Source organism: Parvularcula dongshanensis, assembly GCF_014199615.1.
Lineage (GTDB): Bacteria > Pseudomonadota > Alphaproteobacteria > Caulobacterales > Parvularculaceae > Parvularcula > Parvularcula dongshanensis.
Genome location: NZ_JACHOB010000006.1, coordinates 211781 through 234156 on the forward strand (window position 1 = coordinate 211781; position 22376 = coordinate 234156).

The 22376-nt window shown below is 68.6% G+C and carries 19 protein-coding genes; 8 read left to right on the forward strand and 11 right to left on the reverse strand.

What is annotated here, in order from left to right:
- Positions 1 to 166 precede the first annotated feature (166 nt).
- Together GGQ59_RS13415 and GGQ59_RS13420 are read right to left on the reverse strand one after the other, a co-directional pair.
- The gene (locus GGQ59_RS13415; RefSeq protein ID WP_183819461.1) at positions 167 to 2620 is read right to left on the reverse strand and encodes a CehA/McbA family metallohydrolase; all 2454 of its coding nucleotides are present in this window, start codon (positions 2618 to 2620) and stop codon (positions 167 to 169) included.
- Between the two features lie 91 nt (positions 2621 to 2711).
- Positions 2712 to 3923, reverse strand: a complete 1212-nt coding sequence (locus GGQ59_RS13420; RefSeq protein ID WP_183819463.1) for an NADP-dependent isocitrate dehydrogenase — start codon at positions 3921 to 3923, stop codon at positions 2712 to 2714.
- A 122-nt stretch (positions 3924 to 4045) separates the two neighbouring features.
- On the opposite strand from GGQ59_RS13420, the gene GGQ59_RS13425 reads away from it, so the two are divergent.
- From GGQ59_RS13425 to GGQ59_RS13440, 4 genes are read left to right on the forward strand one after another with little or no spacing between them, the layout of a single operon-like run.
- On the forward strand, positions 4046 to 5266 hold the full coding sequence (locus tag GGQ59_RS13425; RefSeq protein WP_183819465.1) for a bifunctional alpha/beta hydrolase/OsmC family protein: 1221 nt from the start codon (positions 4046 to 4048) through the stop codon (positions 5264 to 5266).
- Positions 5263 to 5559 carry a chorismate mutase gene (locus tag GGQ59_RS13430; RefSeq protein WP_183819468.1) on the forward strand — a complete coding sequence of 99 codons (297 nt, stop codon included), beginning with the start codon at positions 5263 to 5265 and terminating at the stop codon, positions 5557 to 5559. The genes GGQ59_RS13425 and GGQ59_RS13430 overlap by 4 nt, the downstream gene beginning before the upstream one ends.
- Positions 5556 to 6008, forward strand: coding sequence for a PaaI family thioesterase (locus GGQ59_RS13435; RefSeq protein ID WP_183819470.1), 453 nt, complete (start codon positions 5556 to 5558; stop codon positions 6006 to 6008). The genes GGQ59_RS13430 and GGQ59_RS13435 overlap by 4 nt, the downstream gene beginning before the upstream one ends.
- Positions 6005 to 6439: a PaaI family thioesterase gene (locus tag GGQ59_RS13440; protein WP_183819472.1), complete on the forward strand. Its 435-nt coding sequence runs from the start codon at positions 6005 to 6007 to the stop codon at positions 6437 to 6439. Before GGQ59_RS13435 ends, GGQ59_RS13440 begins: the two co-directional genes overlap by 4 nt.
- On the opposite strand, the gene mobA is transcribed toward GGQ59_RS13440, so the two are convergent.
- Positions 6436 to 7074 carry a molybdenum cofactor guanylyltransferase gene (gene mobA / locus GGQ59_RS13445; protein ID WP_183819475.1) on the reverse strand — a complete coding sequence of 213 codons (639 nt, stop codon included), beginning with the start codon at positions 7072 to 7074 and terminating at the stop codon, positions 6436 to 6438. The two genes, GGQ59_RS13440 and mobA, sit on opposite strands and share 4 nt — an antisense overlap.
- A 39-nt stretch (positions 7075 to 7113) precedes the next feature.
- Here mobA and GGQ59_RS13450 point away from each other — a divergent pair, with 39 nt between their 5' ends.
- Complete coding sequence (locus tag GGQ59_RS13450; RefSeq protein ID WP_183819477.1) at positions 7114 to 8319, forward strand: molybdopterin-binding protein; 1206 nt, start codon at positions 7114 to 7116, stop codon at positions 8317 to 8319.
- Here GGQ59_RS13450 and moaC read toward each other — a convergent pair.
- The 5 genes from moaC to GGQ59_RS13475 are packed head-to-tail and all read right to left on the reverse strand — an operon-like array spanning position 8316 to position 12333.
- Positions 8316 to 8789, reverse strand: coding sequence for a cyclic pyranopterin monophosphate synthase MoaC (gene moaC, locus GGQ59_RS13455; RefSeq protein WP_183819479.1), 474 nt, complete (start codon positions 8787 to 8789; stop codon positions 8316 to 8318). The genes GGQ59_RS13450 and moaC overlap by 4 nt on opposite strands.
- Complete coding sequence (gene moaB / locus GGQ59_RS13460) at positions 8786 to 9313, reverse strand: molybdenum cofactor biosynthesis protein B (protein ID WP_183819481.1); 528 nt, start codon at positions 9311 to 9313, stop codon at positions 8786 to 8788. Before moaB ends, moaC begins: the two co-directional genes overlap by 4 nt.
- A complete protein-coding gene (locus GGQ59_RS13465; RefSeq protein ID WP_183819483.1) occupies positions 9313 to 9771 on the reverse strand; it encodes a molybdenum cofactor biosynthesis protein MoaE in 459 nt (152 codons plus the stop codon). The genes moaB and GGQ59_RS13465 overlap by 1 nt, the downstream gene beginning before the upstream one ends.
- On the reverse strand, positions 9764 to 9991 hold the full coding sequence (locus GGQ59_RS13470; protein ID WP_183819485.1) for a MoaD/ThiS family protein: 228 nt from the start codon (positions 9989 to 9991) through the stop codon (positions 9764 to 9766). The genes GGQ59_RS13465 and GGQ59_RS13470 overlap by 8 nt, the downstream gene beginning before the upstream one ends.
- Positions 9992 to 10023: 32 nt before the next feature.
- On the reverse strand, positions 10024 to 12333 hold the full coding sequence (locus tag GGQ59_RS13475) for an FdhF/YdeP family oxidoreductase (protein ID WP_221401050.1): 2310 nt from the start codon (positions 12331 to 12333) through the stop codon (positions 10024 to 10026).
- 69 nt (positions 12334 to 12402) lie between these two features.
- Between GGQ59_RS13475 and fdhD the strand changes: the two genes are divergently transcribed.
- A complete protein-coding gene (gene fdhD / locus GGQ59_RS13480; RefSeq protein ID WP_183819487.1) occupies positions 12403 to 13236 on the forward strand; it encodes a formate dehydrogenase accessory sulfurtransferase FdhD in 834 nt (277 codons plus the stop codon).
- Between the two features lie 167 nt (positions 13237 to 13403).
- Positions 13404 to 15452, forward strand: a complete 2049-nt coding sequence (locus tag GGQ59_RS13485; RefSeq protein ID WP_183819489.1) for a VCBS domain-containing protein — start codon at positions 13404 to 13406, stop codon at positions 15450 to 15452.
- 32 nt (positions 15453 to 15484) lie between these two features.
- Here GGQ59_RS13485 and GGQ59_RS13490 read toward each other — a convergent pair whose 3' ends face one another.
- The 3 genes from GGQ59_RS13490 to GGQ59_RS13500 form a co-directional block, all read right to left on the reverse strand.
- Entirely contained in the window at positions 15485 to 16474 is a 990-nt protein-coding gene (locus GGQ59_RS13490) for an NAD-dependent epimerase/dehydratase family protein (protein WP_183819491.1), read from the reverse strand.
- A 1-nt stretch (position 16475) separates the two neighbouring features.
- A complete protein-coding gene (locus tag GGQ59_RS13495; RefSeq protein WP_183819494.1) occupies positions 16476 to 17456 on the reverse strand; it encodes a glycosyltransferase family 2 protein in 981 nt (326 codons plus the stop codon).
- Positions 17457 to 17892: 436 nt separating this feature from the next.
- The gene (locus tag GGQ59_RS13500) at positions 17893 to 20451 is read right to left on the reverse strand and encodes a cellulase N-terminal Ig-like domain-containing protein (protein WP_183819496.1); all 2559 of its coding nucleotides are present in this window, start codon (positions 20449 to 20451) and stop codon (positions 17893 to 17895) included.
- A gap of 302 nt (positions 20452 to 20753) precedes the next feature.
- Between GGQ59_RS13500 and GGQ59_RS13505 the strand changes: the two genes are divergently transcribed.
- Positions 20754 to 22373: a sodium:solute symporter gene (locus GGQ59_RS13505; protein WP_183819498.1), complete on the forward strand. Its 1620-nt coding sequence runs from the start codon at positions 20754 to 20756 to the stop codon at positions 22371 to 22373.
- The last annotated feature ends 3 nt before the right edge of the window (positions 22374 to 22376 follow it).

The window sequence follows — 22376 nt, forward strand, 5'->3', positions numbered from 1 at the left end:
TTCGCCTATGCGCCGAAGTCGTTGTGAGCAGAGAACAGCACGCGCTTGCCGCCTATGCCCCGGGTCTCCCGGCCCGCCAGGCGCAGCGGATGCGCGAATGGTCTCACCGGATCGGTGTACGGTACAAGTTCGAGGAGCAGTTCCGCCCTGGCGGAACCGACGCGGCCTAGGGCGCTGCGGTCTCAGCCGCTTGGTTTGGCGGCGCGATCTCTTCCAGGACCGCCCTCGCCTCCTCGAAGCGGGCATCGAGCTTCGGCGTCTCGGTCTCGCCATAGGCGTCGTCGAACTTGGCCTTCGAGTAGTCGAGCGCCTTGAGGAGGTCCTGAGCGGCGGCCTCGGCGGCGGCGGGATCGCGGCTTCCGACCTCGCCGATCCAGATGGGCGAGCTGTGCGCGAAGCGGGTGACCGCCATCGAGGGAAGAGCAGGCTCGCCGCCGTACGCGCGCGCTGCGACCCAGCCTCCCTTGGGCAGATCGACCGTACCCTCGTAGCCGCGGCTGCCGCGTTCGGTCAGACCTTCGAGCGTTTGGGCGACCTCGCCGTTGACGACGATCTCGACCGTCTCGACCGGCTGCACGCTGGTCAGGTCGAGGGTCCAGCTGCGCTGCCCGGCCTCGGTCGTCCCGCCGGGCTCCGTGCCTTCGACGGAGAAGAGGAGCGCCGGGCCTGTCGTCAGGAAGCTCTCGCCGCGCCGGACGGCGTCCAGCACCTCGTCGAAGCTGGCGCCCGCCTCCGCGCGCACATAGGCGCGCGTCGTGCCGATGGCGGGCGTCCGGTAGAAGTTCGACATCATGTCGGTGCCTGCCGTCGCCGGCATCGGCTTGCCGATGTTGAGGAAGCGGTACCAAGCCTCGGCGGTGCCGAGCGGGCTCGTCCACATGCAGACGAGTTCGATGCCGACGCCTTCGGAAAGAACGCCGTCGAGCACCAACTCGTAGGGCATGCCGTTCGCTGCCAGGTCGTCGAAGGGGTCCGCGTCGCCTGCGACCGGGTGGACGTAGGTCGGCAATGCGCCGTGTTCGAGCCCGAAGCGGACCGCGTCGGCATTCGTCCTGTCGGCCGTACCGTAGGTCGGCGTGTAGGGACCGAAGAACCAAGGGTTGTAGTCGGTAGGCGCGCCGATGAGCCCGACGTGGCCGTGAAAGTCGGAACGGACTTCTTGTGACAGAACGGCGGTCTGACCCACCTCGCCCGTCTCGGTCTGGCCGATCCGGCCCTTATCCACGAAGCGGTTGTACTGGTTCCAGGCCATGGGCGCGGCCTGGTCGAGGTCTTCGCCTGCCATCAGCGGTAGGAGGTCGGTGAGGTCGAGGTCCGCCGCGCCGCTGGCGTTGAGGTGAATGTGGTGGTCGGCGGAGGCGTAGCCTGCGGCCTCTGCGTCCCAGATCTCCTCGATCGTCAGGGTCTCTTCCGCTTCGCGGTTGCCGCGCACACGGATCGTTTCTTCGGTGGGTACCGAGAACGGGCCATGCATGGCGGTCACGACGTAGCGGCCCTGCGGCAGGGTCAAGGTCGTCTCGCCGTCCGTATAGAAGTAGGCACCGCCGTACTGGACGTCGGCGAAGGTCTGCCCCTCCGGGCTCGCGATCGGGTGGCCGTCCTCGCCGCGCACGACGAGGCGGGCCGGGACCGCCTCGCCGTCTCCGCTCTTCGTCTCTATCGTCAGCGTCCCCGTCGCGGTGCCGTAGTCCCACTCGGTGATCTCGACTGGCGCCGGGTCACCCCCTGCCGACGGGACGACGTGAAGCGCGAACTGCTCGTCCTCGTTCGCGACGACGTAGTAGATGCGCTCGCCGTCCGCGGACCAGGCGGGCATCAGCGCCCGTTCGTCAGCTGAGGTCAGCCAGCGCGAAAGGGTCGGCCTGTCGATGTCCATGACGGCGAGCCGGTTCGCGTTGCCGTCGGCGACGCCGTAGACGACGGCCCGCGCATCGGGGTGCGTGTCCGGCGCCATCTGCGGCGTCCAGCCTTGCTCGTTCAGCACCGTATCGACCGCGTCGAGCGCGTTGCGATAGCGGATCGTCCGGCTCGACCCTTCGTGATCGACGTAGACGAGGCCGCCGCCCGCGATCGTCCGTGCGCCCCGCTGCACGCGGCCGTCTCGCGTGACGGGTTCTTGCGTGCCAGTCTCGAGGTGCCGCCGCCAGAGGTTCAGCGGGCCTGGCTGCGCGGAGGTGTAATAGAGGTAGGCGCCGTCCTCGGAGAACTCAGGATCGAGTTCGATCGCGGGCGTGTCGATGATCGTCTCTTCGCCGCCGTCCAGGGTCCGCACGATGACGGCCGTGTCGCTGCCGCTGTCACGCACGAAGGCGATCTTGGTGCCGTCCGGCGACCAGCGCGGGCGGGCGTCCATGCCGGGACCGTCCGTCACCCGCGTCGCGGTGCCGCTCTCGAGGTCGAGCACCCAGATCCAGCCCTGGTGGGCGAAGGCGAGCCGCTCGCCGTCCGGCGCCGGGGCGGGATCGATCGGCCCGGAGGCGAGGATCGGGAGGTCTTCCTGCTCCAAGTAGACCTGATGGCGGAAGCCTTCGACCTTGGGGTAGTGGTTCGTCCACTGGGCGTGCGCGGCGTTCGCGGAGAGAAGAGCGAGGGCGGTCGACGCAGCGAGGACGAACTTCATGCAGGCTCCGGGTTCGAAATCGAAGAATGGCCGCCCGCGGCGGCCGGTCGTCCGGACCCGGCGTTTCGCGCCGGGTCCGGACGCTTGAGCCTTAGCCCATCGCCTTCTGGAAGTTCTCGTCGACCTTGTCGAGGAAGCCGGTCGTCGTCTGCCAACCCTGCTCGGCGCCGATAAGGAGCGCGAGGTCCTTGGTCATGTCGCCGCCCTCGACGGTCTTCACGACCGTGTCCTCGAGCGTCTTGGCGAAGGTCGCGAGCTCGGGCGTGTCGTCGAGCTTGGCCCGGTGGGCGAGGCCGCGGGTCCAGGCGTAGATCGACGCGATCGAGTTGGTCGAGGTCTCCTCGCCCTTCTGGTGGGCGCGGTAGTGGCGGGTGACCGTGCCGTGCGCGGCCTCGGCCTCGGCGGTCTTCCCATCGGGCGTAAGGAGGACGGAGGTCATCAGCCCAAGGCTGCCGAAGCCTTGCGCCACGGTGTCGGACTGCACGTCCCCGTCGTAGTTCTTGCACGCCCAGACGTAGCCGCCCGACCACTTCATGCAGGCCGCGACCATGTCGTCGATCAGCCGGTGCTCGTAGGTCAGCTTCGCGCCGTCAAAGGCGTCCTTGAACTCGGTCTCGTAGACCTCGGCGAAGAGATCCTTGAAGCGCCCGTCATAGGCCTTGAGGATCGTGTTCTTGGTCGAGAGGTAGAGCGGGTAGTTCCGCTGCAGCGCGTAGTTGAAGCAGGCGCGCGCGAAGTCGCGGATCGACTCGTCGAGGTTGTACATCCCCATCATGACGCCGGAGGACGGCGCTTCGAAGACGTCGAACTCCTTCACCTCGCCGGTCTCGCCTTCCCACTTCACCGACAGCTTGCCCTTGCCGGGGAAGAGGAAGTCCGTGGCGCGGTACTGATCGCCGAAGGCGTGACGGCCGATGATGATCGGCTGCGTCCAGCCGGGAACGAGCCGGGGCACGTTCTTGATGATGATCGGCTCGCGGAAGACGACGCCGCCCAGGATGTTGCGGATCGTGCCGTTGGGGCTGCGCCACATCTTCTTGAGGCCGAACTCCTCGACCCGCGCCTCGTCCGGCGTGATCGTCGCGCATTTGACGCCGACGCCGTGCTCTTTGATCGCGTTCGCCGCATCGACCGTGATCTGGTCCTCGGTCCGGTCGCGCTCCTCGATGCCGAGGTCGTAGTAGCGAAGGTCCACGTCGAGGTAGGGGTGGATGAGCTTGTCCTTGATCATCTGCCAGATGATCCGGGTCATCTCGTCGCCATCGAGCTCGACGATGGGGTTCTTGACCTTGATCTTCGCCATGTTGCGGCCTCTTCGCTTAGCTTGGTGTTCGTGTGGCCCGGCCCCTAGCAGCGCGAGGCGCGGCAGGGAAGGAAGGTGGCCTGTCCGCCTCACCTCCCCTACCCTCGCGCGCGGAGGTGCCCATGTCCGCTCAGCCCATCCGCCTGTCCTTCGAAGGCGCGTCCGGCGCGCAGCTCGCCGCACGGCTCGACCTGCCCGCAGGGCCGGTCCGGGCCTACGCGCTCTTCGCCCACTGCTTCACCTGCTCGAAGGATCTGAGCGCGAGCCGAGCCGTTTCCCAGGCACTCGCGAAGCGCGGGATCGCGACCTTGCGCTTCGACTTCACGGGGCTCGGCGGGTCGGGCGGCGAGTTCGCCTCCACCAACTTCACCATGAACGTCGGCGATTTGAAGCGGGCGGCCGAGTACCTCGCGGAGACGCACGAAGCGCCGAGCCTTCTGATCGGCCATAGCCTCGGCGGGGCGGCGGTGATCGTCGCGGCTGCGCAGATGCCTTCCGTCCGCGCGGTCGCGACCATCAACGCGCCCGCCGACGCGGAGCACGTGACCGGGCATTTCGGCGAGAAGCTGACGCAGATTCTGGACGCGGGCGAGGCGGAGGTCCTGCTCGGCCAGCGGCCCTTCACCATCAGGCGGCAGTTCCTCGATGACCTCGCCGAAATCGGCGTGACGAAAAGCGCGCGCGATCTGCGACGCCCGCTCCTCGTCCTCCACGCCCCTGGCGACGAGACCGTGCCGGTGGACAACGCCGCCGCCCTCTTCCAGGCGGCGCGGCATCCCAAGAGCTTCGTCAGCCTCGACACCGCCGATCACCTGCTGACGGACCGGCACGACGCCGACTACGCGGCGGAGGTGATCGCGGCCTGGGCGTCGCGCTACTTGGAGCCTGCGCCCGCCGCGGACGACGAGGCGAGGCCCGACGTGGTCGTGCGCGAGACGGGCGCCGGCCGCTTCCAGGTGCTGGCGACGACGGGCAGGCACCACCTGATCGCGGACGAGCCGGAGACGGTCGGCGGGGACGACACGGGGCCGAGCCCCTACGACCTGCTCGCGACCGCGCTCGGCGCCTGCACGGCGATGACCTTGCGCATGTACGCCGAGCGCAAGGGCTTGCCGCTCGACCGCGCCGTCGTCACGGTGCGGCACGAGAAGGTGCATGAAGAGGAGCTTGAACGGATGATGGCAGAGGGGACGGCGAAGCCCGACCGGTTCACGAGGGTGTTGAGCCTCGAGGGCGACCTCACGACCGACCAACGCCAGCGGCTCTTGGAGATCGCGGGCCGTTGCCCGGTCCACAAGACGCTCGAAGGCGGTGCGCACATCGACACGGAGCTGTCCTCATGAGCGTCGCGCCGCAGGACTGCCCCTCCATGGACGAGGTCCGGGTCGAGATCGACCGGATCGACGACGCGCTCGTCGACCTGCTGGTCGAGCGCTGGGGCTATGTCGACCGCGCCTGGCAGCTGAAGAAGCGCCCCGAGGACGCGACCGTGCCCTGGCGCATCCAGCAGGTCATCGACCGGGTGCGCGAGCGCTGCGACGGAACGGACATGCCGCCTGCGCTTGCGGAAGCCTTGTGGCGGCAGATCATCGGATGGGGCATCCAGCACGAGCAGGAGAAGCTGTCCTCGCGATGACCGAACTGGCCCCCGGCATCGCTGGCCTCGTCGAGGGCATGAAGCAGCAGCTCGAGCACGTCCATCCGTTCTTCTCGAAGCTCGAGTTTCAGGCGACCCGCGTCGCGCGGGGCGAGATCGCGTTCGAGCTCACGACGGCGCCTGCCTTCGCCGACGGCGACGTCATGCATGGCGGGTTCTTCTCGATCACGCTCGACTCGATCCTGGCGATGGCCACCTATCTCGACCTCGACGTGATGCAGCCGATCGCGACGATCAACCTGAAGGTCGATCAGGCCCGCGCGGTGACGCCCGGCACGCGCGTCGTCTGCGAAGCGCGCTGCGAGGCGATCACGGACGACGTGGCGGTGACGCGCGGCGACGTGCGGCTGAAGGACGGCACGCTGGTTGCGACGGGCGCTGCGACGTTCATGGTGGGCACCCGCAGCGCCCAGGTCTCGCGGCTATGAGGCCTGCCCTCCTCCCGCCGGACGAGGCGGCCGCCCGGCGCGCAGGCGAACGCCTCGGCACGAGCGCGATGGCGCGGTGGCTGAAGCTTTCCGTGACCGCGGACGATACGGGCCTTCTCTATCGTCTGCGCTTCGACGAGGCGCATATCGGCAACCCGGCCATCCGCGCGCTCCATGGCGGCGTGGTCGCGGCGCTCCTCGAGATGGCGGCGACGCTGGAGATCGCCTCGCGGACCGAACCCGCAGCGAAGCTTCGTACGATCAGTTGCCAGACGGAGTACCTGCGCGGCACGGTGGACGAGGACATGACCGCCAGGGTGCGGATCCTCCGCCTCGGACGCCGCGTCGCCTTCCTGGAAGCGGTAGGCTGGCAGACGACCGAGGACGAGCCGGTAGCGCGCGCAGCGGTCGCGCTGCGCGTGTTGGACTAGCTCGTCACGACCGGCCCGGCGGCGCGCGCCCGCGCTTCGGCCCGGGCGAGGTCTTCGGGTGTGTTGACGTTCATGAAGGGATCGCTGTCCCCGTCGCCGAAGGGGACGGGGACGGAACCGAGCGCCGCGTGAAGGGCCCCGACGCGCCGCTCTCCCTTCGCTTCGACCAAGTCCTCCAGAAGCGGCAAGACCGAGAGCGCGAAGAGCGCGTTCAGGTGGTGCAGGCGGCCTTCCGACGCCGCCACCGCGGAACCGGCAGGCCGGTCGCACAGCACGCCGTGAAGCCTGCGGCCGAGGTCCAGGGGCAGGAACGGGGTGTCCACCGGCGAGGTCAGGAGAAAGCGCGCGCCGGTCTGGCTGGCCGCCCACCGCATGACGCCCAGCAGCGCTCGAAGCGGCCCTTCGCCGGGGGCGTCGTCCGGCACGACCTCGAGGCCGCCCCTCTCGGCGGGTCCGCCGCTGATCGCCAGCGTCGCGCATTGCGGCGCGAGCCGTGAGGCGGTTCGCTCCAAGAGCGTGGCGCCGCCGACCCGAAGCATGCCCTTGTCGACGCCGCCGAGCCTACGGCCCTGCCCGCCGCGGAAGATGACGCCGACCGTCTGCGCCTGCAGGCTTGAGCCGTCGTAAGAGGTCATGCGAGGCGGATCCTTCGACGTCGACGCTGGAGGGTTCGCGTGATTCTGGTCCAAGAGGCGCTGGCGCGCATCGCGTCGGCAGCAAGACCGCTCGGCGAGGAGACCGCAGCGCTCGCCGAAGCGCAAGGGCGCGTGCTCGCCCTACCCGCCCGCGCCGGCCTCACCCACCCGCCCGCCGCGGTCTCGGCCATGGACGGCTACGCGGTCCGCAGGCCCGACCCCTGCCCGCCCGGCACCCGCTTCACGGTCATCGGCGGAGCGCCCGCCGGGGCGCCCTTCGCAGGGTCGGTCGGCCCCGGAGAGGCGGTCCGGATCTTCACCGGAAGCGTCCTGCCTGACGGCGCCGATCACGTCGTCATGCAAGAAGAGACCGAACGCGCGGGCGGCGAGGTGCGCCTCACCGCCGGGCAGCCCGAGGCGCGTAACGTCCGCCCCGCCGGCGGCGACTTCGCGGCGGGCGACGTGCTCCTGCCCCGCGGCCGCGCGCTGAGCGCCGTGGACCTCGCGCTCCTCGCGGCGGCGAACCTTCCTTCGGTGACGGTCTTCCGTAGGCCGAAGATCGCTTACTTCTCGAACGGCGACGAGCTCGTCCCGCCCGGAAGCGACCTCGCACCGGGGCAGGTCGTGACCTCGACCCCCTTCGCGTTGAGTGGTCTGCTGCGCGATTGGGGGGCGGCACCTCTGAACCTCGGCACGGCGGGGGACACGCCCGCGAGCGTCGAGGCGATGTTCGACCGCGCCGAGGCCGAGGGCGCCGACGTCGTGGTGCCGATCGGCGGGGCGTCGGTCGGCGACTACGACTTCGCCAAGGCCGCGGGCCGGACGCGGTTCGACCTCGCCTTCGAGAAGGTGGCCGTGCGCCCCGGAAAACCCGTCTGGTTCGGCAAGAGCGGTAAAGGGTATGTCCTCGGCCTGCCGGGCAACCCGGCCTCCGCCCTCGCCTGCGCGGTCCTGTTCCTGAAGCCGCTGCTATATGCCCTGACGGGCCGGGACGCCCTGGCCGCGAACCCGATCGTCGAGGCGACGCTGACGGCACCGGTCGGTCAGGGCAGCGGGCGGGAGCACTACATGCGGGCGGTGGTCCGTGCGCAGGACGGCATTCTGGCCGTCACGCCGCAGAGCGCTCAGGACACGTCGCTCCTCTCGCCCTTCGCCGCCTCGAACGCGCTTCTCCGCCGCATGGCGGGCGCCCCCGCTGCGGAGACCGGCGAGCGTGCCGAGGTGATCCTGTTCGGCCCCCTCTAGTCTCGGCGCCAGTCGCCGGAACGTCCGCCGCTCTTGGAGACGAGGCGCACGCCGCCGATGGTCATGCCGCGGTCCGCCGCCTTGAGCATGTCGTAGACGGTGAGCCCCGCGACCGTGACGGCCGTCAGCGCCTCCATCTCGACGCCGGTCTTTCCGTCGGTCACCGCCGTCGCGGTGATCCGTACGCCCGGCAACGCCTCGTCGGGCTCGATCCGCAGGTCGAGCTTGGTCAGCGGCAGGGGGTGGCAAAGAGGGATCAGGTCCGAAGTCTTCTTGCCGCCGATGATGCCCGCGAGGATCGCCACGCTCGCGACGTCGCCCTTGGCGGTGCCCGCCTTCAACCGGTCGAGCGTCTCAGGTGCCATGACCACGGCGCCCTCGGCGACGGCTTGCCGGCGCGTGACGGCCTTATCCGTCACGTCGACCATGACCGGCCGTCCGTCCTCGGAGAAGTGCGTGAGCGTCGTCACTCCTTGAACCTCGGCATGACCTCCAGGAGGTTGCAAGGACCGTATCTCGCGTCGAGCTGATGGCTGATGACCTTGTCCCAACCGTCCTTCACCGCCCCGTTCGACCCCGGCAGGCAGAAGACGACCGTACCGTTGACGAGCCCGGCACAGGCGCGCGACTGCAACGTCGAGAGGCCGACCGTGCCGTAGGAGACCATGTGGAAGACGACCGAGAAGCCGTCGATCTCCTTGTCGAAGAGCGGCCTGACGGCCTCGACCGTCACGTCCCGGCCCGTCAGCCCCGTGCCGCCCGTGCTGATCACCACGTCGATGCCGGGGTCCGCGCTCCAAGACTTGATAAGGTCGCGGATCGACTCGGCGTCGTCACGTAGGAGGGCCCGGTCGGCGAGGGAATGACCCGCCTCTTCGATCCGCCGAGCGAGGATGTCGCCCGAACTGTCCGTCTCCGGCGTACGGGTGTCGGATACGGTCAGGACCGCGATGCGGACCGGCCGAAACGTCTTGCTCTCGTCGATGCCCGGCATCAGTCTTCCCACCTCTTCCTGTCGGCAAGGTCGCGTTCCGTCGGCTCGATCCAACGTTCGCCCTTCGGCCCCGCCTCCTTCTTCCAGAAGGGCGCGGCCGACTTCAAGAAGTCCATGATGCTGTCGCAGGCTTCGAAGGCCTCGCGCCGGTGCCTCGCGGCGGTCGCGACCAGGACGATGGGCTCACCCGGCGCGATCTCGCCGACGCGGTGACGCACGAGGACCGCCTGAAGTGAGAACCGGTCCGCCGCCGTCCCGGCGATCCGCCTGACCTCGCGTTCCGTGAAGCCCGGATAGTGCTGCAGGTACAGCCTCTCGGCCGCCCCGCCTTCGCTCCGCATCACGCCCGTGAAGCTGGCGATAGCGCCGCAGGCATCGGCTTGCCCCTCGCGGAAGGCCTGGATCAGCGGTTCAGGCGCGAAGGGCGCCTCGCCTATCTCGACGGTGAGTTCAGCCACCCGACACGGGCGGGAGGAAGGCGAGTTCGCGGGCGCCGAAGATGACGGCGCTCGGCTTCACGACCTCCTCGTCGAGGACGCAGATCGTGCTGGAAGCGGTCAGCGCGCCGTCCTCGTCGAACCGCTTCATGACGTCGGCGACGGTCGAGAGGCCGTCGGTTTCGATCTCCGCCTCAGGGCCGAAGCGGTCGCCGAACTTGCCAAGGAAGATCACATGCATGGCGGCTCCTATCGCCGGAACACCCGGCCGGTTCAAGCGGCGTTGCCGGCACGGATGCGCACCGGCACGGTCTTGTAGGCCGGCGTCTGCGACAGCTCATCATGTAAATGCAGCGGTACCAGGGGGTTGGCCTCGGGGTAGTAGGCGCCGAGGCAGCCGTCCGGCAGGTCGAAGGGCAGGACCTCGAGTCCGCAGACCTCGCGGGTCTCGCCGTCCTCGGCGTCGCCGACGAGGTCGACGCGCTGGCCGACGACGAGGCCTGCGCGCCTTATGTCGTCCCGGTTCATGAAGAGCACGTCCCGCTTACCCTCGATCCCGCGCAGCCGGTCCGAGAAGCCGTAGATCGTCGTGTTGAACTGATCGTTCGACCGCATGGTGATGAGGCGGTAGCGTCCCGGCGCGTCCGGCACCTTGCCCGAGTAGAGCGTGTTCGGGACGATGAACTCGGCCTTGCCGCTGTCGGTCTTCCACACCCGGTCGCGCACCGCGTTGCCGCGGTAGAACCCGCCCGGCGTGAACATGCGCGCGGACATGTCGTGGAACTCGTCGGGGTAGGTCTTCGCGATCAGGTCCCGGACGAGGCCGTAATCGCCCGTCCACGCGTCCCAATGCACGTTGGGGTTCTCCGGCAGCGTCGCCTTGGCGATGCCGGCGACGATGGCGATCTCGGAGCGCAAGCTATCGCTCGCCGGCCTCTTCTTGCCGACCGAGCCGTGCACGCAGCTCAGGCTGTCCTCCATGGTGACGACCTGTGGGCCGCCCGACTGCAGGTCCTCCTCCGTCCGGCCGAGGCAGGGCAGGAGGTAGGCGACCTCGCCGTTGATGAGGTGCGAGCGGTTGAGCTTGGTCGCGATCTGTACCGTCAGGCGCATCCGCTCCCACGCGGGCTCCATCCGGCGGATGTCGGGGATCGCGCGGACGAAGTTGCCGCCGAGCCCGATGAACGCCCGCACCTTCCCGTCCAGGATGCCCTCGCAGGCATGAACGGTATTCATGCCCTCTTCGCGCGGCGCCTCGAAGCCGAACATCGCCTCCAGCTTGTCCAAGGGCACGAGCTCCGGCTTCTCGGAGATGCCGACGGTCCTTTGTCCTTGCACGTTGGAGTGACCGCGCACGGGTGAGATGCCGGCGCCCTTCCGGCCCATGTTCCCGCGCAGCATCAGGAAGCTCGCGAACATGGCGATGTTGAGCCAGCCATGCGTATGCTGGGTCAGGCCCATGCCGTAGATGCCGATGACGTTCTTCGCACCCAGGTAGACGTCGGCGGCGGACTTCAGCATCTCGCGCGTCAGGCCCGCCTCGCGCTCGATGTCTTCCCACGACGTGCCCCGCGCAGCCGCCTCGAACTCTTCGAATCCGTTCGTGTGCTGTTCGATGAAGTCGCGGTCGAGGACGTCGCCGCGCTCGTCCTCCGCGTCAAGCAAGTGCTTGCAGAGGCCCATCAGCGCGGCGATGTCGCCGCCGGGGCGAACCTGCAGGTAGAGCGAGGAGATCTGCGTCGGCTTGCGCGTCGCCATCTGGATCGGGTTCTGCGGATCGACGAACTCGATCAGGCCCTTCTCGCGCACGGGGTTGAAGGTGACGATCTTGCAGCCCCGATCCACCGCGGCCTTCAGCGGATGCAGGAACCGCGGCGAGTTGGTCCCGGAGTTCTGACCGAAGAAGAAGATCGCATCGCAATGCTCGAAGTCCTCGAGCACGCAGGTCCCTACGGACGAGCCGATGACCTTCTTGAGCGCGACGGACGTCGTCTCGTGGCACATGTTCGAGCTGTCGGGCAGGTTGTTGTGCCCGTAGAGCCGCGCGAAGAGCGCGTAGAGGTAGGAGGTCTCGAGGCTCGCCCGCCCGCTCGCGTAGAAGACGGTGCTCTTCGGATCGAGCGCCTTCAGCTCGGTGCCGATGGCTTGGTACGCCTCGTCCCAAGAGCACGGCACGTAGCGGTCGGCCTCGCGGTCGAGCCGCATCGGATGGGTCAGGCGGCCGACACGCTCGAGCTCGTAGTCCGGCCACTCCTTCAGCTCGCTGATCGTATGCTTCGCGAAGAAGTCCGGGCCGCACTGCTTCGGGGTCTGCTCCCAGAAGGTCGCCTTCGCGCCGTTCTCGCAGAACTCGACCGGGTGCGGGTTCGCGGGCTTCGTCCAGGCGCAGGAGACGCACATGAAGCCGCCGGGCTTGTTTTGGCGCAGGAGGGTCTTCGTCGCCTCCGGCCCGCCGCCGGTCTCGCGGAGGACCTTGTACATGCCCTCCATCGAACCCCAGCCCCCATGCGGGCCGTCATAACGGACCGTCCCCTCGTCGGGGCCCATCGGGTCGTGGGTCGGGGTGTCGGTCTCGTCCGTCATGCTGGCGGCTCCCTTGCGTGGCGCTAGCTTGAGGGGAAGCTAGAGTTTTCGCGGCGGGGGTCACCGGTTTTGAGCAGAGATGACGATCAAGGCCCACGAGCGGGCGACCGCGAGCTTCGCTTCGGCGAGCACGGCGCGGACGGCTCTTCGCGGGAGACCACGCGCGCCGTCGCGGTCGAGGCGCCGGTTGCGGTCGAGGTCGCCGGGCTCGGCTACGCCGTGATGATGGTCACGCCGCGCGACCTCGAGGACTTCGGGGTCGGCTTCGCTCTGGCAGAGCGGCTGATCGCGGGGCCGGACGACCTCGCATCGGTCGACGTCTGCGAGGCCGAAGCGGGCCTCGTGCTTCGGCTGGGACTGATTCCCGGCGCTGCCCGCCCTGCCCTCGACCGGGTGCGGCGGCGCACCGGAGATTCCAGCTGCGGGCTCTGCGGCGTCTCGTCCCTCGAAGCGTTGGCCAAGCCGCTACCCCGCGTCCCCTCGCCTCGCCGCCCAAGCGAGCAGGCCGTCTTCGCGGCGCTCGGTACGCTGCGGGATCGGCAAAGCCTCGGGCGCCGCACCGCCGCCGTTCACGCCGCCGCCTTCTGCACGCCGGACGGGCGGATCGAGACGGTGCGTGAGGACGTCGGACGGCACAACGCCCTCGACAAGCTTATCGGGGCGCGGTTGCGGCAAGGGCTCAGCCTTCAGGACGGTTTCGTCCTCCTCACCTCCCGCTGCAGCTACGAGCTCGTCGAGAAGGCCGCGGTCGCAGGACTGTCCGCTCTCGTCACCGTCTCGCTGCCCACCACCCTCGCGATCGAGCGGGCCGCCGAGGCGGGTTTGCCACTCCTCGTCCTCGCCAGGGACGACTCCTTCCTCACCGTCACGGACAGTTCGGTCGAAAGCGATCGGTACTCTTAAACCGGCGCTAATCCTGGCTCGGAAAGCCGTGGACTCTCAATTCCGCTCATGTTTACGTCGACGTGTGACGTCGTCGAACGCTCGGGCCGGCAGCCCCGATCGGACGGCGAAGGGGGCGCTTCGCCCGTCGACATGGAACCGTGCCGGGGCGCGGAAAGGAAGGCACGATGAGGCTCATCTTCGGCAGGCGCGGCGCGGACACCTATCAGGGCTCGGAGAAAAGCGACCTTCTCTTCGGCGGTCGCGGTGACGACCGCATCTCGGGCGGCGGCGGGGCCGACCTCCTCGATGGCGGCGCGGGCCACGACACCCTGCTCGGCGGGACGGGGGCCGACATGGTCTTCGGCGGCAGCGGCAACGACCGTATCGAGGGCGAGGAAGGCTCGGACGTCCTCGTCGGGGGAAGCGGCGCGGACACCGTCCTGGGCGGTGCGGGCGACGACCTCCTGCAGGGCGACGCGCTGCTTTGGGGCGGGGGCGACGACATCCTCGACGGCGGGGCGGGCAACGACCTCGTCTACGGCGACGCAAGCGACGACCGCCTGCTCTACACCGCCGCAGAGAACGTCGGCGCCCGCGACGCCTACATCGGAGGGCAGGGTTCGGACACCCTGGTCCTGACGCTCAGCCGAGCCGAGTTCGCCGGTGCGGCGGACGACCTGACCGGCCTCGATGCGCACATCGCTTCGGGAAGCGCGAACGGCTTCGCCTTCTCGAGCCTCGGTCTGACCGTCTGGGGGATCGAGGCGGTCGAGGTGATCCTGACCGATACGGCCCCCACCCTCACCGCGGGCGCCCTGTCGGTGACGCTCGGCGAGGACGATACGGCGGGGGCGACGGTGTCGGCTTCGGGCGGAGAAGGTCACTTGTCCTACGAGTTCGACCTTACGGGTCTACGAGGAGCGGTGACCGACCTCGGGGGCGGCTCGTTCGCCTACGACGCATCGGTCTTCGGCTACCTCGTCGAGGGCGAGACCGCGACGGACACCTTCGCCTACACCGTAACCGACGAGACCGGGCAGTCGGTGACCGAGACGATCACCGTCACCGTCACGGGGCTCGACGATGCCGCCGCGATCTCCGGCGATGCCGCGGGCGCGGTGGTCGAGGACCAGAGCTCGACCGCGAGCGGCCAGCTGCTCGTCAGCGACGCGGATGCAGGCCAGGCGGTCTTCCAGGCGCCGGTCGGCCTCGAAGGCGCCTATGGCCGCTTCGCCTTCGACGCAGCGACCGGCGCCTGGTCCTACGAAGCCGGTGCGGCGGCGCAGGCGCTCGGCGCCGGTGAGAGCGTGGCCGAGACGCTCACCGTCACGAGCCTCGACGGCTCGGCGTCCGAGACAATCACCATCACCCTGTCCGGCGCGAACGACGGGGCCGTCATCTCCGGCGACGCGGCGGGCGCCCTCACCACGGCCCAAGGGTCGGTGTCCGGCGTCCTCAGCGTCGCCGATGCGGATGCCGGCGAAGCGGGCTTCGCCTCGCTCGACGCGAGCGAGCTGCAGGGCACCTACGGCCGCTTCGCCTTCGACGAGGGACGTTGGACCTACACGCTCGATGCGGGGGCGACGCTGGGCGAAGGGATCACCGCTACGGAAACGCTGACGGTGACCAGTTTCGACGGCTCGGCCAGCGAGACGATCAGTGTCGACCTCACGGGACTCTACACCCTCGACAATGGCAGCTTTGAGGACGGCACGTTCTTCGCGGACGGATGGGACATGCTCGGTTTCGGGCGGATCCTCTCGGAAGCGGAGACGGAGGAACCCGGCTTCACCGAAGGCCAGGCGATCCTTCCGACCGACGGCGGCGCGATGGTCCAACTGTCGTCGCAGACGACTGACGCCGCGCAGCTCGGTGCGTTCTTCGGCGTGGATCAGGCGGTCTTCTTCGATCTCCTGAGTGCGGGCCAAGGCCCGGACAACGTCGCGAAGGGGCTGCAGCAGACCGTCACCGTCGAAGCGGGCGACACGGTCACCTTCGACTGGTTCCTCGACGACGCGTCCCCCTTCGCCGAGTCGGTGGCCTTCCTCGTCGCCGATGGCGAGGTGATCGAGCTCGGACGGACCGATACGTCCGAGGGCGACACGGGCTGGCAGGAAGGAAGCTGGACTGCCGACGAAGCGGGGACGATCGACATCGGCTTCGGCATCATCGGCGACAATGGCGGCTCCGGCGCGAGCCATCTCTACCTCGACAACGTCGAGATCGCTGGCTGATCGGCTTCGGGGGGCGGGCGCCGCCCGCCCCTTTAGAGCAGGCCCTCGGCGCGGTACCAGCGCACCGCCTCGTCGATGCCGCTCGCAAGGCTGCGCTCCGGCGCGAAGCCGAGCTCGCGCTTCGCCTTCTCGGTCGAGAGGACCTTGTCGGTCAGGAAGAAGGCATAATGATAGGCGCGCGGTACCGCGGCGCCCGTCCAGGCGTAGGCCCACTCCGCCCCGGCGTTGTAGAGGCGGAACGGCCAAGCCGGCAGCCGACCTGCGACCGGCGGGGCGCCCGCCGCCTCGGCGAAGAGGCGCAGGACCTCGTCCGTCGGCGTCGCCGTATCGCCTGCGATGAGGTAGGTCTCGCCTTCGATGCCGGGCGTGTCGGCGCAGCGGTGCAGGCCTTGGACGATGTCGTCGACGACGGTGATGTGGTCGCGGTTCTTCCCGTCGCCGATCGTCCGGAACCCGCCCGCCAGAAGCGCCCGGCAAAGGCCGACGTAACTCGTCGAGCCCGGGCCGATCATCGGGGAGAGCCGCGCGACGACGACGGGCAGTCCCTCTTCCTCGAAGGCCGCGAGGCAAACCTCCTCCCCGCGCCTCTTGCTCTCCCGATAGCCCGAGGTGAGCGCTAGGGGGCTCTCTTCGTCCACCGGCGGATCGGTGATAATCCCGTAGACGCCCGCTGTGCTGCCGTACACGAAGCGTTCCACGCTGCCCGCCATGACCGCCGCCGACGCCAAGTTGGCGGTTCCGGTCACGTTGATCCGAAAGTAGTCTTCCTTCTTCTTGCCCTCGCGAAGCATCTGCGCGGCGAGGTGATAGACGTGCGTACACCCGTCCAAGGCGGGCGGCAGGGTCTCCTTCTCGAGGAGGTCGCCCCGCACGACCTCGGCGCCTGCCGCTTTCAGGTCGGCCGCCGCGTCGGGATCGCGGGCGAGGACGCGGACCGTGCGGCCATCGTCCAGCAGCGCACGGACGAGGTGGCGCCCGACGAAGCCGGTGCCGCCGGTGACGAGGATGCGCGGCTCTTCCACGTCAGACCTTCTCCGCCCAGAGCCGGGTCCGCTCGAAGGAGAGCAGCGTGGCGTACATGCCCATCATCTCGGAGAACCGCGCGGCGAACGAGACGAGGAGGAAGGCGGGCAAGGCGAGGACCGACATCGCGGCCGGGCGCCCCAGCGTGCGGTTGAGGCGGAACCACTTCGGCACGTCGAGCGAGACGTGCCAGAACAGGGTCAGGACCGGCTCCAGTATGCCGGTCTTCACGAGCCACCTGTCGGGGTAGTCCCCGTCGAGGCGGCGCAACCTGTAGACTTCGTGGCCGTATCTGAACATCAGACCGATGGTCCAGTATCGCCACCAGAAGGCGTGGACGGCCTGCTGATCCGGCGAGATGCGGATCTCCTTTCCGGCGTTCTTCAGAGAACGGAACAGAAGAGGCGAGGCGACGATCCGCCCGAACTCCGTCCGGTAACGAAAGTCGCGGGCGACCTCTGCCCGCATGGCGACGTTATGGTCCATGAACCCACGTGCCGCCGGCAGGCCGTCGGGCCGCGGCTTGCCGTAGACCCATCCCCAAGTGACTGCCGAGGTCATCCGCATGAGCAGGCTGTCGGGGTCGTAGGCGCCTGCCCGGCCGAAGAGCGTGGGCCCCAGGCTGACGTCGGCCCCGGCCCCGATGTTGTCGGCGATGCCCCGCAGCCAGCTTCGCCGCGGAATGACGTCCGAATCCGTGAAGGCGACGATGTCGCCGACAGCCGCCGAAGCGCCCGCATTCTTCAGTTCGTAGTAGTGCGCGCCGTTGCACGGCACGGTCGTCACCCTCCGGAAGGGGTAGCGCGCTGCGCACTCGGCGTCCCAAGCGGCGGTCTGCTCGCCGCTGCCGACCATCACGACCTCGACGCGGTCGAGCGGATAGTCCTGCATCGCAAGCGCCGCGAGCGTGTCGTCGGCGTCGCCGAGCGCACGCGACTGGTTGTACCCCTCGAGGACAACCGTGATGATCGGCTCGTTCATCCCTCCCCCGCCGAGAATGCCGCCCCTGTCTACAGCATGATACTCGACCATACTGCATTCGTCCTCGAAAGGCGCCTCCCCCTCGCCTCTTGATCGACCCGCCGATCAGTTATGATCTACCCTTCTGCTTGTTCTAGGCTTTCAGGGTTCGCATAGGAATGCGTGGGCCTTGAATCGATCGGCATCTTGGTCGCTCACCAAACCAGTCGGCCGGGCGCGTTTCGGTAAGACGCGCAGGTCCGCAGGCGTGCCGCCGAAGGCACTTTCTGCGCATGGGGCAGCCCGGCATACCGGTCTCCCAGCGGAGAGGGCTGGGTTTGCCGGCCTCGCACAGGCGTCCGGCGCACCGGCGACGCGCCTCGGCTCGGGGTCAGGACGAGGGCGCCTGTACCCCGCCCGCCACCGTGGGCGCGGCGGGGCCGGAACCCGGCGAAGCCTAAGGCCTCGCTGCCTTTTCGTCCGCGTACATTCGATCGGCCGCCAGCGCGAGGAACATGTAGTTCGTCGCACCGCCGCCCATTACGTACTCGCCCTGCTGCCAGAAGAACGGCCAGACCTTGAGTTCAGGAAGGTCCGGGCGGACCAGGTTCGTACCCGAGATCACGCCGCCCGGGATGTAGGACCAGTCGGCGCGGTTGACGCCGTAGGCGACGAGCGGGGAGTCGGCGCCGACGCCCGATACGAAGCTCGAATTGTTCTCCCCCGGATGAACGCCGAGCACGAAGTTCAGCGAGGCGAGGAAGCTGTCGGGCGAGGTGACGTCGGGCCAGCCCTTGTGGAAGAACCACTGCGCGACGCCGCGCTTCTGGATGTCCCACCCCGCGCCCCAGATCGCCGGCTCGTAGGGCACGCCGTAGGGGCTGTCGGTCTTCGCGTCGGCGTCGACCTGAGACTGGTAGTCGGCGACCGCGTCGGCCACGCGAGTGCGGAACTCGGAAGGAAGCTTCTCCTCGATCGAGGCGAGCAGCCACCCGGTGTTCTCGATGTCGGCGAGGATCTCGGCTTCCATCGCGGCGAGCCGGTCGATGTAGGCAGGATCGCCCGTCGACTGAGCGAGCTCCGCGAGGGCGAACACCTTGTTCGGAACGCTCGTCGCCCGGCCGAACGCAGCCTCGGTCAGTTCGGCCGCCGCTTCGATCGCCTCCTCACCGAGGGCCGATCCCTGCGCACGCATGACGCGGCCAGCGCCCGCGAGGCCGCCCGCGACGTAGAGCTCGCGGTCGGGATTGTCTTCGGTGAAGACCCAGCGGTCGTCCCAAAGGATCGGGTCGCCGTTCGTGTCCAGCCCGAGTCCGTCGACCGGCTTCTTGCGCTCGTTGTCGGTGTGGTTCGCGGCATCGCCCAGCATGACGTAGGCGCGAAGGGACGGCGTGATGATGCCGCGGTAGAGCCGGCCGAGCGAACGATAGCCGCCGAGGACGGTCAGGAGGCCATGCTCGACCTGCTGGACGGCGTCGTTCCGGCCGTCGGGATCGTGGATCTCGACCAGGCGGTTCTCCTGGTCGACGGTGGTCGCGTCGTAGTCGAGGCCGAACTCCTCGATCATCTTCGCGAGCAGGTAGGTCGTCCCGATCTGCGACTCGACGCGAAGGTCGTAGTCGCCCGCATCGTGCCACCCGCCGCGATCGAGCCCCTCGACGACGTCGCCCGGCGCGAAGCGGGTCATGGTCTCGTCGCCTTGCACGTAGCCGTCGATGTGGTTGAGCGACACGGGCGCCATCAGCGCGTCGTCCATGTGGTCGAGGCCGTGCCAGACGCGGTACTTCTCGTTGACCCGGACGTGACACATCTGAACGGGAAGGAAGTACTCGAGCACCGGCTGCCACACGTGGCGCGAGTAGACATCGGACGCGATCTGGAACGGATGGGAAACGGTCTCTCCGTAGGCGATCTGATAGAGGCCCGGTTCTTCGACGCTCGTGAAGTCGAAGATGCCGTAGTCGTAGCGGAGGAAGTCGCCCCAGCCCGCGGGCGCTTCTCTCATGACGACTTCACGCCCCTCGGCCGTCAGCTTGTATAGCGTCGCCTCGCCGCCGAGATCCGCCCCTCTTCCGACCTCGATCACCGCCCGCTTCGTCTGTGCGGGGGCGTAGCCGACCTGGGAGACCTGCACGACCGGCGCGTACTCCCAATCGCTGACGACGCTCGGCGTCACGACCCACTCGACCGCGCCTTCCGTCACGCCGCTGGGGATCGGCGTCCTGACGACGAACCAGCCATTGTTGTGGGCGGAACGCCCATCGATCAGCTGAAGCTCGCCCTGCCCGACGTTCTCGAAGGTGATCGTCTGCATCGGCGCTTCAGGCGCCACGGTCAGCGTGCTGCCGGTCGCGAGCGGGGCGGCGAGCGCCTGCCCGTTGGGGTTCTGCGCCGGGCCGTTGGACTGGACGTTCCTCGGTACGGGGACTTCGCCGCCCTCGGCCTCGATCATCGGGCCGTTGGGTTGGCGCGTGAAGAGCCCGCTCTTCTCGTCCATGAGCCAGGCGTGCCCGAAGAGAGGCGTCGGGAACAGCTCCATGTTGAAGCCGACGCGTCCGGCCCACTCTTCCGGCAGCGGCTCGGCGAGGTCGACCGTGATGCGGAACGCGTCGCCGCCCTCCGGCCGGACGGACACGGTGTAGTCGAGGTCCAGATCGGGATAGAAGATCGGATTGAAGCCGTGCCCGTTCTTCGAAGGGTCGGGATAGGACAAGGCCTGCGAGATCGTCCCTCGTTCCCGGTCGACCACCCGCTCGCCGCTCTCGACCGGCATCGGAGACCACTGGCCGGGCTCCGCCTCGAGCCTGACGTCGCCGTTCGCGGCGACGCGGCTTCCGTGCTGAATGATCGTCACGCCGGTCTGGTGGCCGTCCGGATAGATGTCGTCGAAGACGATCACGTCGAGGCCGGGCTCGGTCAGGTAGCCCTGCTCGCCGAGCGTCAGGCCGCTTTCCTGTGCGATCGCGCTCGTCGGCAGCGCGGCGGCCAGTAGCGCGAGCGCTCTTCTACTTCTCATCGGGCGTTCCCTCTCATCCGTTCGGTCCCCGCGCTGGCGGCAGGTTTCGGCGCAGGGTGCTGCGTGAACGCCCGCTGTCAAGATCGGACCGCCCTCTGGACCCCGCAAACCCTGCGGTAGTCGGCGTTTGCGCCCGCCGATCGTGCCCAGGACCGGTCGCCCACACCCTCGCCCTAAGGACCGGACCGCCCGAATTTCCAGCATTGCAATGGTTTGCAAGCTCGGGCATCGTCCGCACTGGTCTAAGCCGCTCGGCAGAAGCGGCGACCCATCGGGACGAAGCGCGAGAGGGAACCCGGGCCATGGACACGCTCGAGCGGGCGGTGCTGCATCCGATCGATATCGGACTACTGGTCGTCTACGCCCTATCCATGATCGGCTTCGGCGTGTGGTCCGCGCGGCGCAGCCATGATGCGGAGGACTACTTCCTCGCCGGGCGGCGCATGGTCTGGCCCGTCATCGGCTTCTCGCTCTTCGCGTCCAACATCTCCTCGACCACCATCGTCGGTCTCGCCGGCAGCGCCTACGGGTCCGGGATCTGGGTCTTCAACTATGAGTGGATGGCGGCGCTGGTGCTGGCGTTCTTCGCCCTCTTCGTGCTGCCGCAGGTCCTGCGTAGCCAGGTCTACACCATGCCGGAGTTCCTGGAGCGCCGCTTCGGGCGGGCCGCGCGGCTCTACTTCGCGGGCCTGACCCTCTTCCTCAACGTCGTCGTCGACACCGCGGCCACGCTCTATGCGGGCGCCCTGCTCGTGCAACTCGTCTTTCCGAACGCGGAGGTCTGGCAGACCGTCACCGTCCTCGCGCTCATCGCGGGCGGCTACACCATCCTCGGCGGCTTGTCGGCGGTCATGATCACCGACGTCATCCAGGCCGTCCTCCTCCTCATCGGCGCGTGCGTGATATCCACCATCGCCTTCGCGGAGGTAGGCGGCTGGGGGGCTGTGATGGACGCCGTCGACCCTAAGAAGCTTTCCCTCGTTCGGCCGGCGGACGATCCGGACATGCCGTGGCCGGCCCTCATAACCGGCGTGCCGCTCCTCGGATTCTACTTCTGGGGAACGAACCAGTTCATGGCCCAGCGCTTCTTGTCGGCGAAGGACGCCAACCACGCCCGGTGGGGCGCGCTGCTCGCGGGCTTTCTCAAGCTGCCGGTCTTGTTCATCATGGTGCTGCCCGGGACCTTCGCGATCCTCCTCTACCCTTCCTTGCCCCGGGCCGATCTCGTCTATCCGACGTTGATGTTCGACCTCCTGCCGGTCGGCCTGCTCGGCCTCGTCCTGGCCGGCTTCTTCGCGGCGTTGATGAGCCTCATCGACTCCACGCTGAACTCGGCCTCGACCATGGTGACGATGGACTTCGTGCGGACCGCCCGCCCGACGCTCTCCGATGCGGCGCTGATGCAGATCGGTCGGCTCGTCACCTTCCTCTTCATGCTGTTCGCGGTGATCTGGGCGCCGCAGATCGGCCGGTTCGAATCGATCTTCGAGTACATCCAGCAGGTGCTGAGCTACACCGTCGGCCCCGTCGTCGCGCTCTACCTCGTCGGCACCTTCTGGCCCCGGGCGAACCGGCAAGGCGCCAACGCCGCCCTCGTCATCGGTACCCTGACGGGCCTCGGCCTCTTCGCGGGGCAGGTCGTCGCGCCGGGCCTCGGTTCGGGGCCGATGATCGCCTGGGCGGGGTGGCACTGGCTCTACGTCGCCCCGGCGGTCGCGCTCGTCTCGGCGCTCGTCATGCTCGCCGTGTCCCTCGCGACGCCTGCACCGGATCGGTCCCAGACCGATGCCTACGTCTGGACGCCGCGCCTCTTCCGGGAGGAGACGGCGGAGCTTCGTGTCCTGCCCTGGTGGCAGAACTACCGCTTCCAGTTCCTCGCGCTTCTCGCGCTGTCCGCGCTGCTCGTCGGCGCCTTCTGGTAGGCT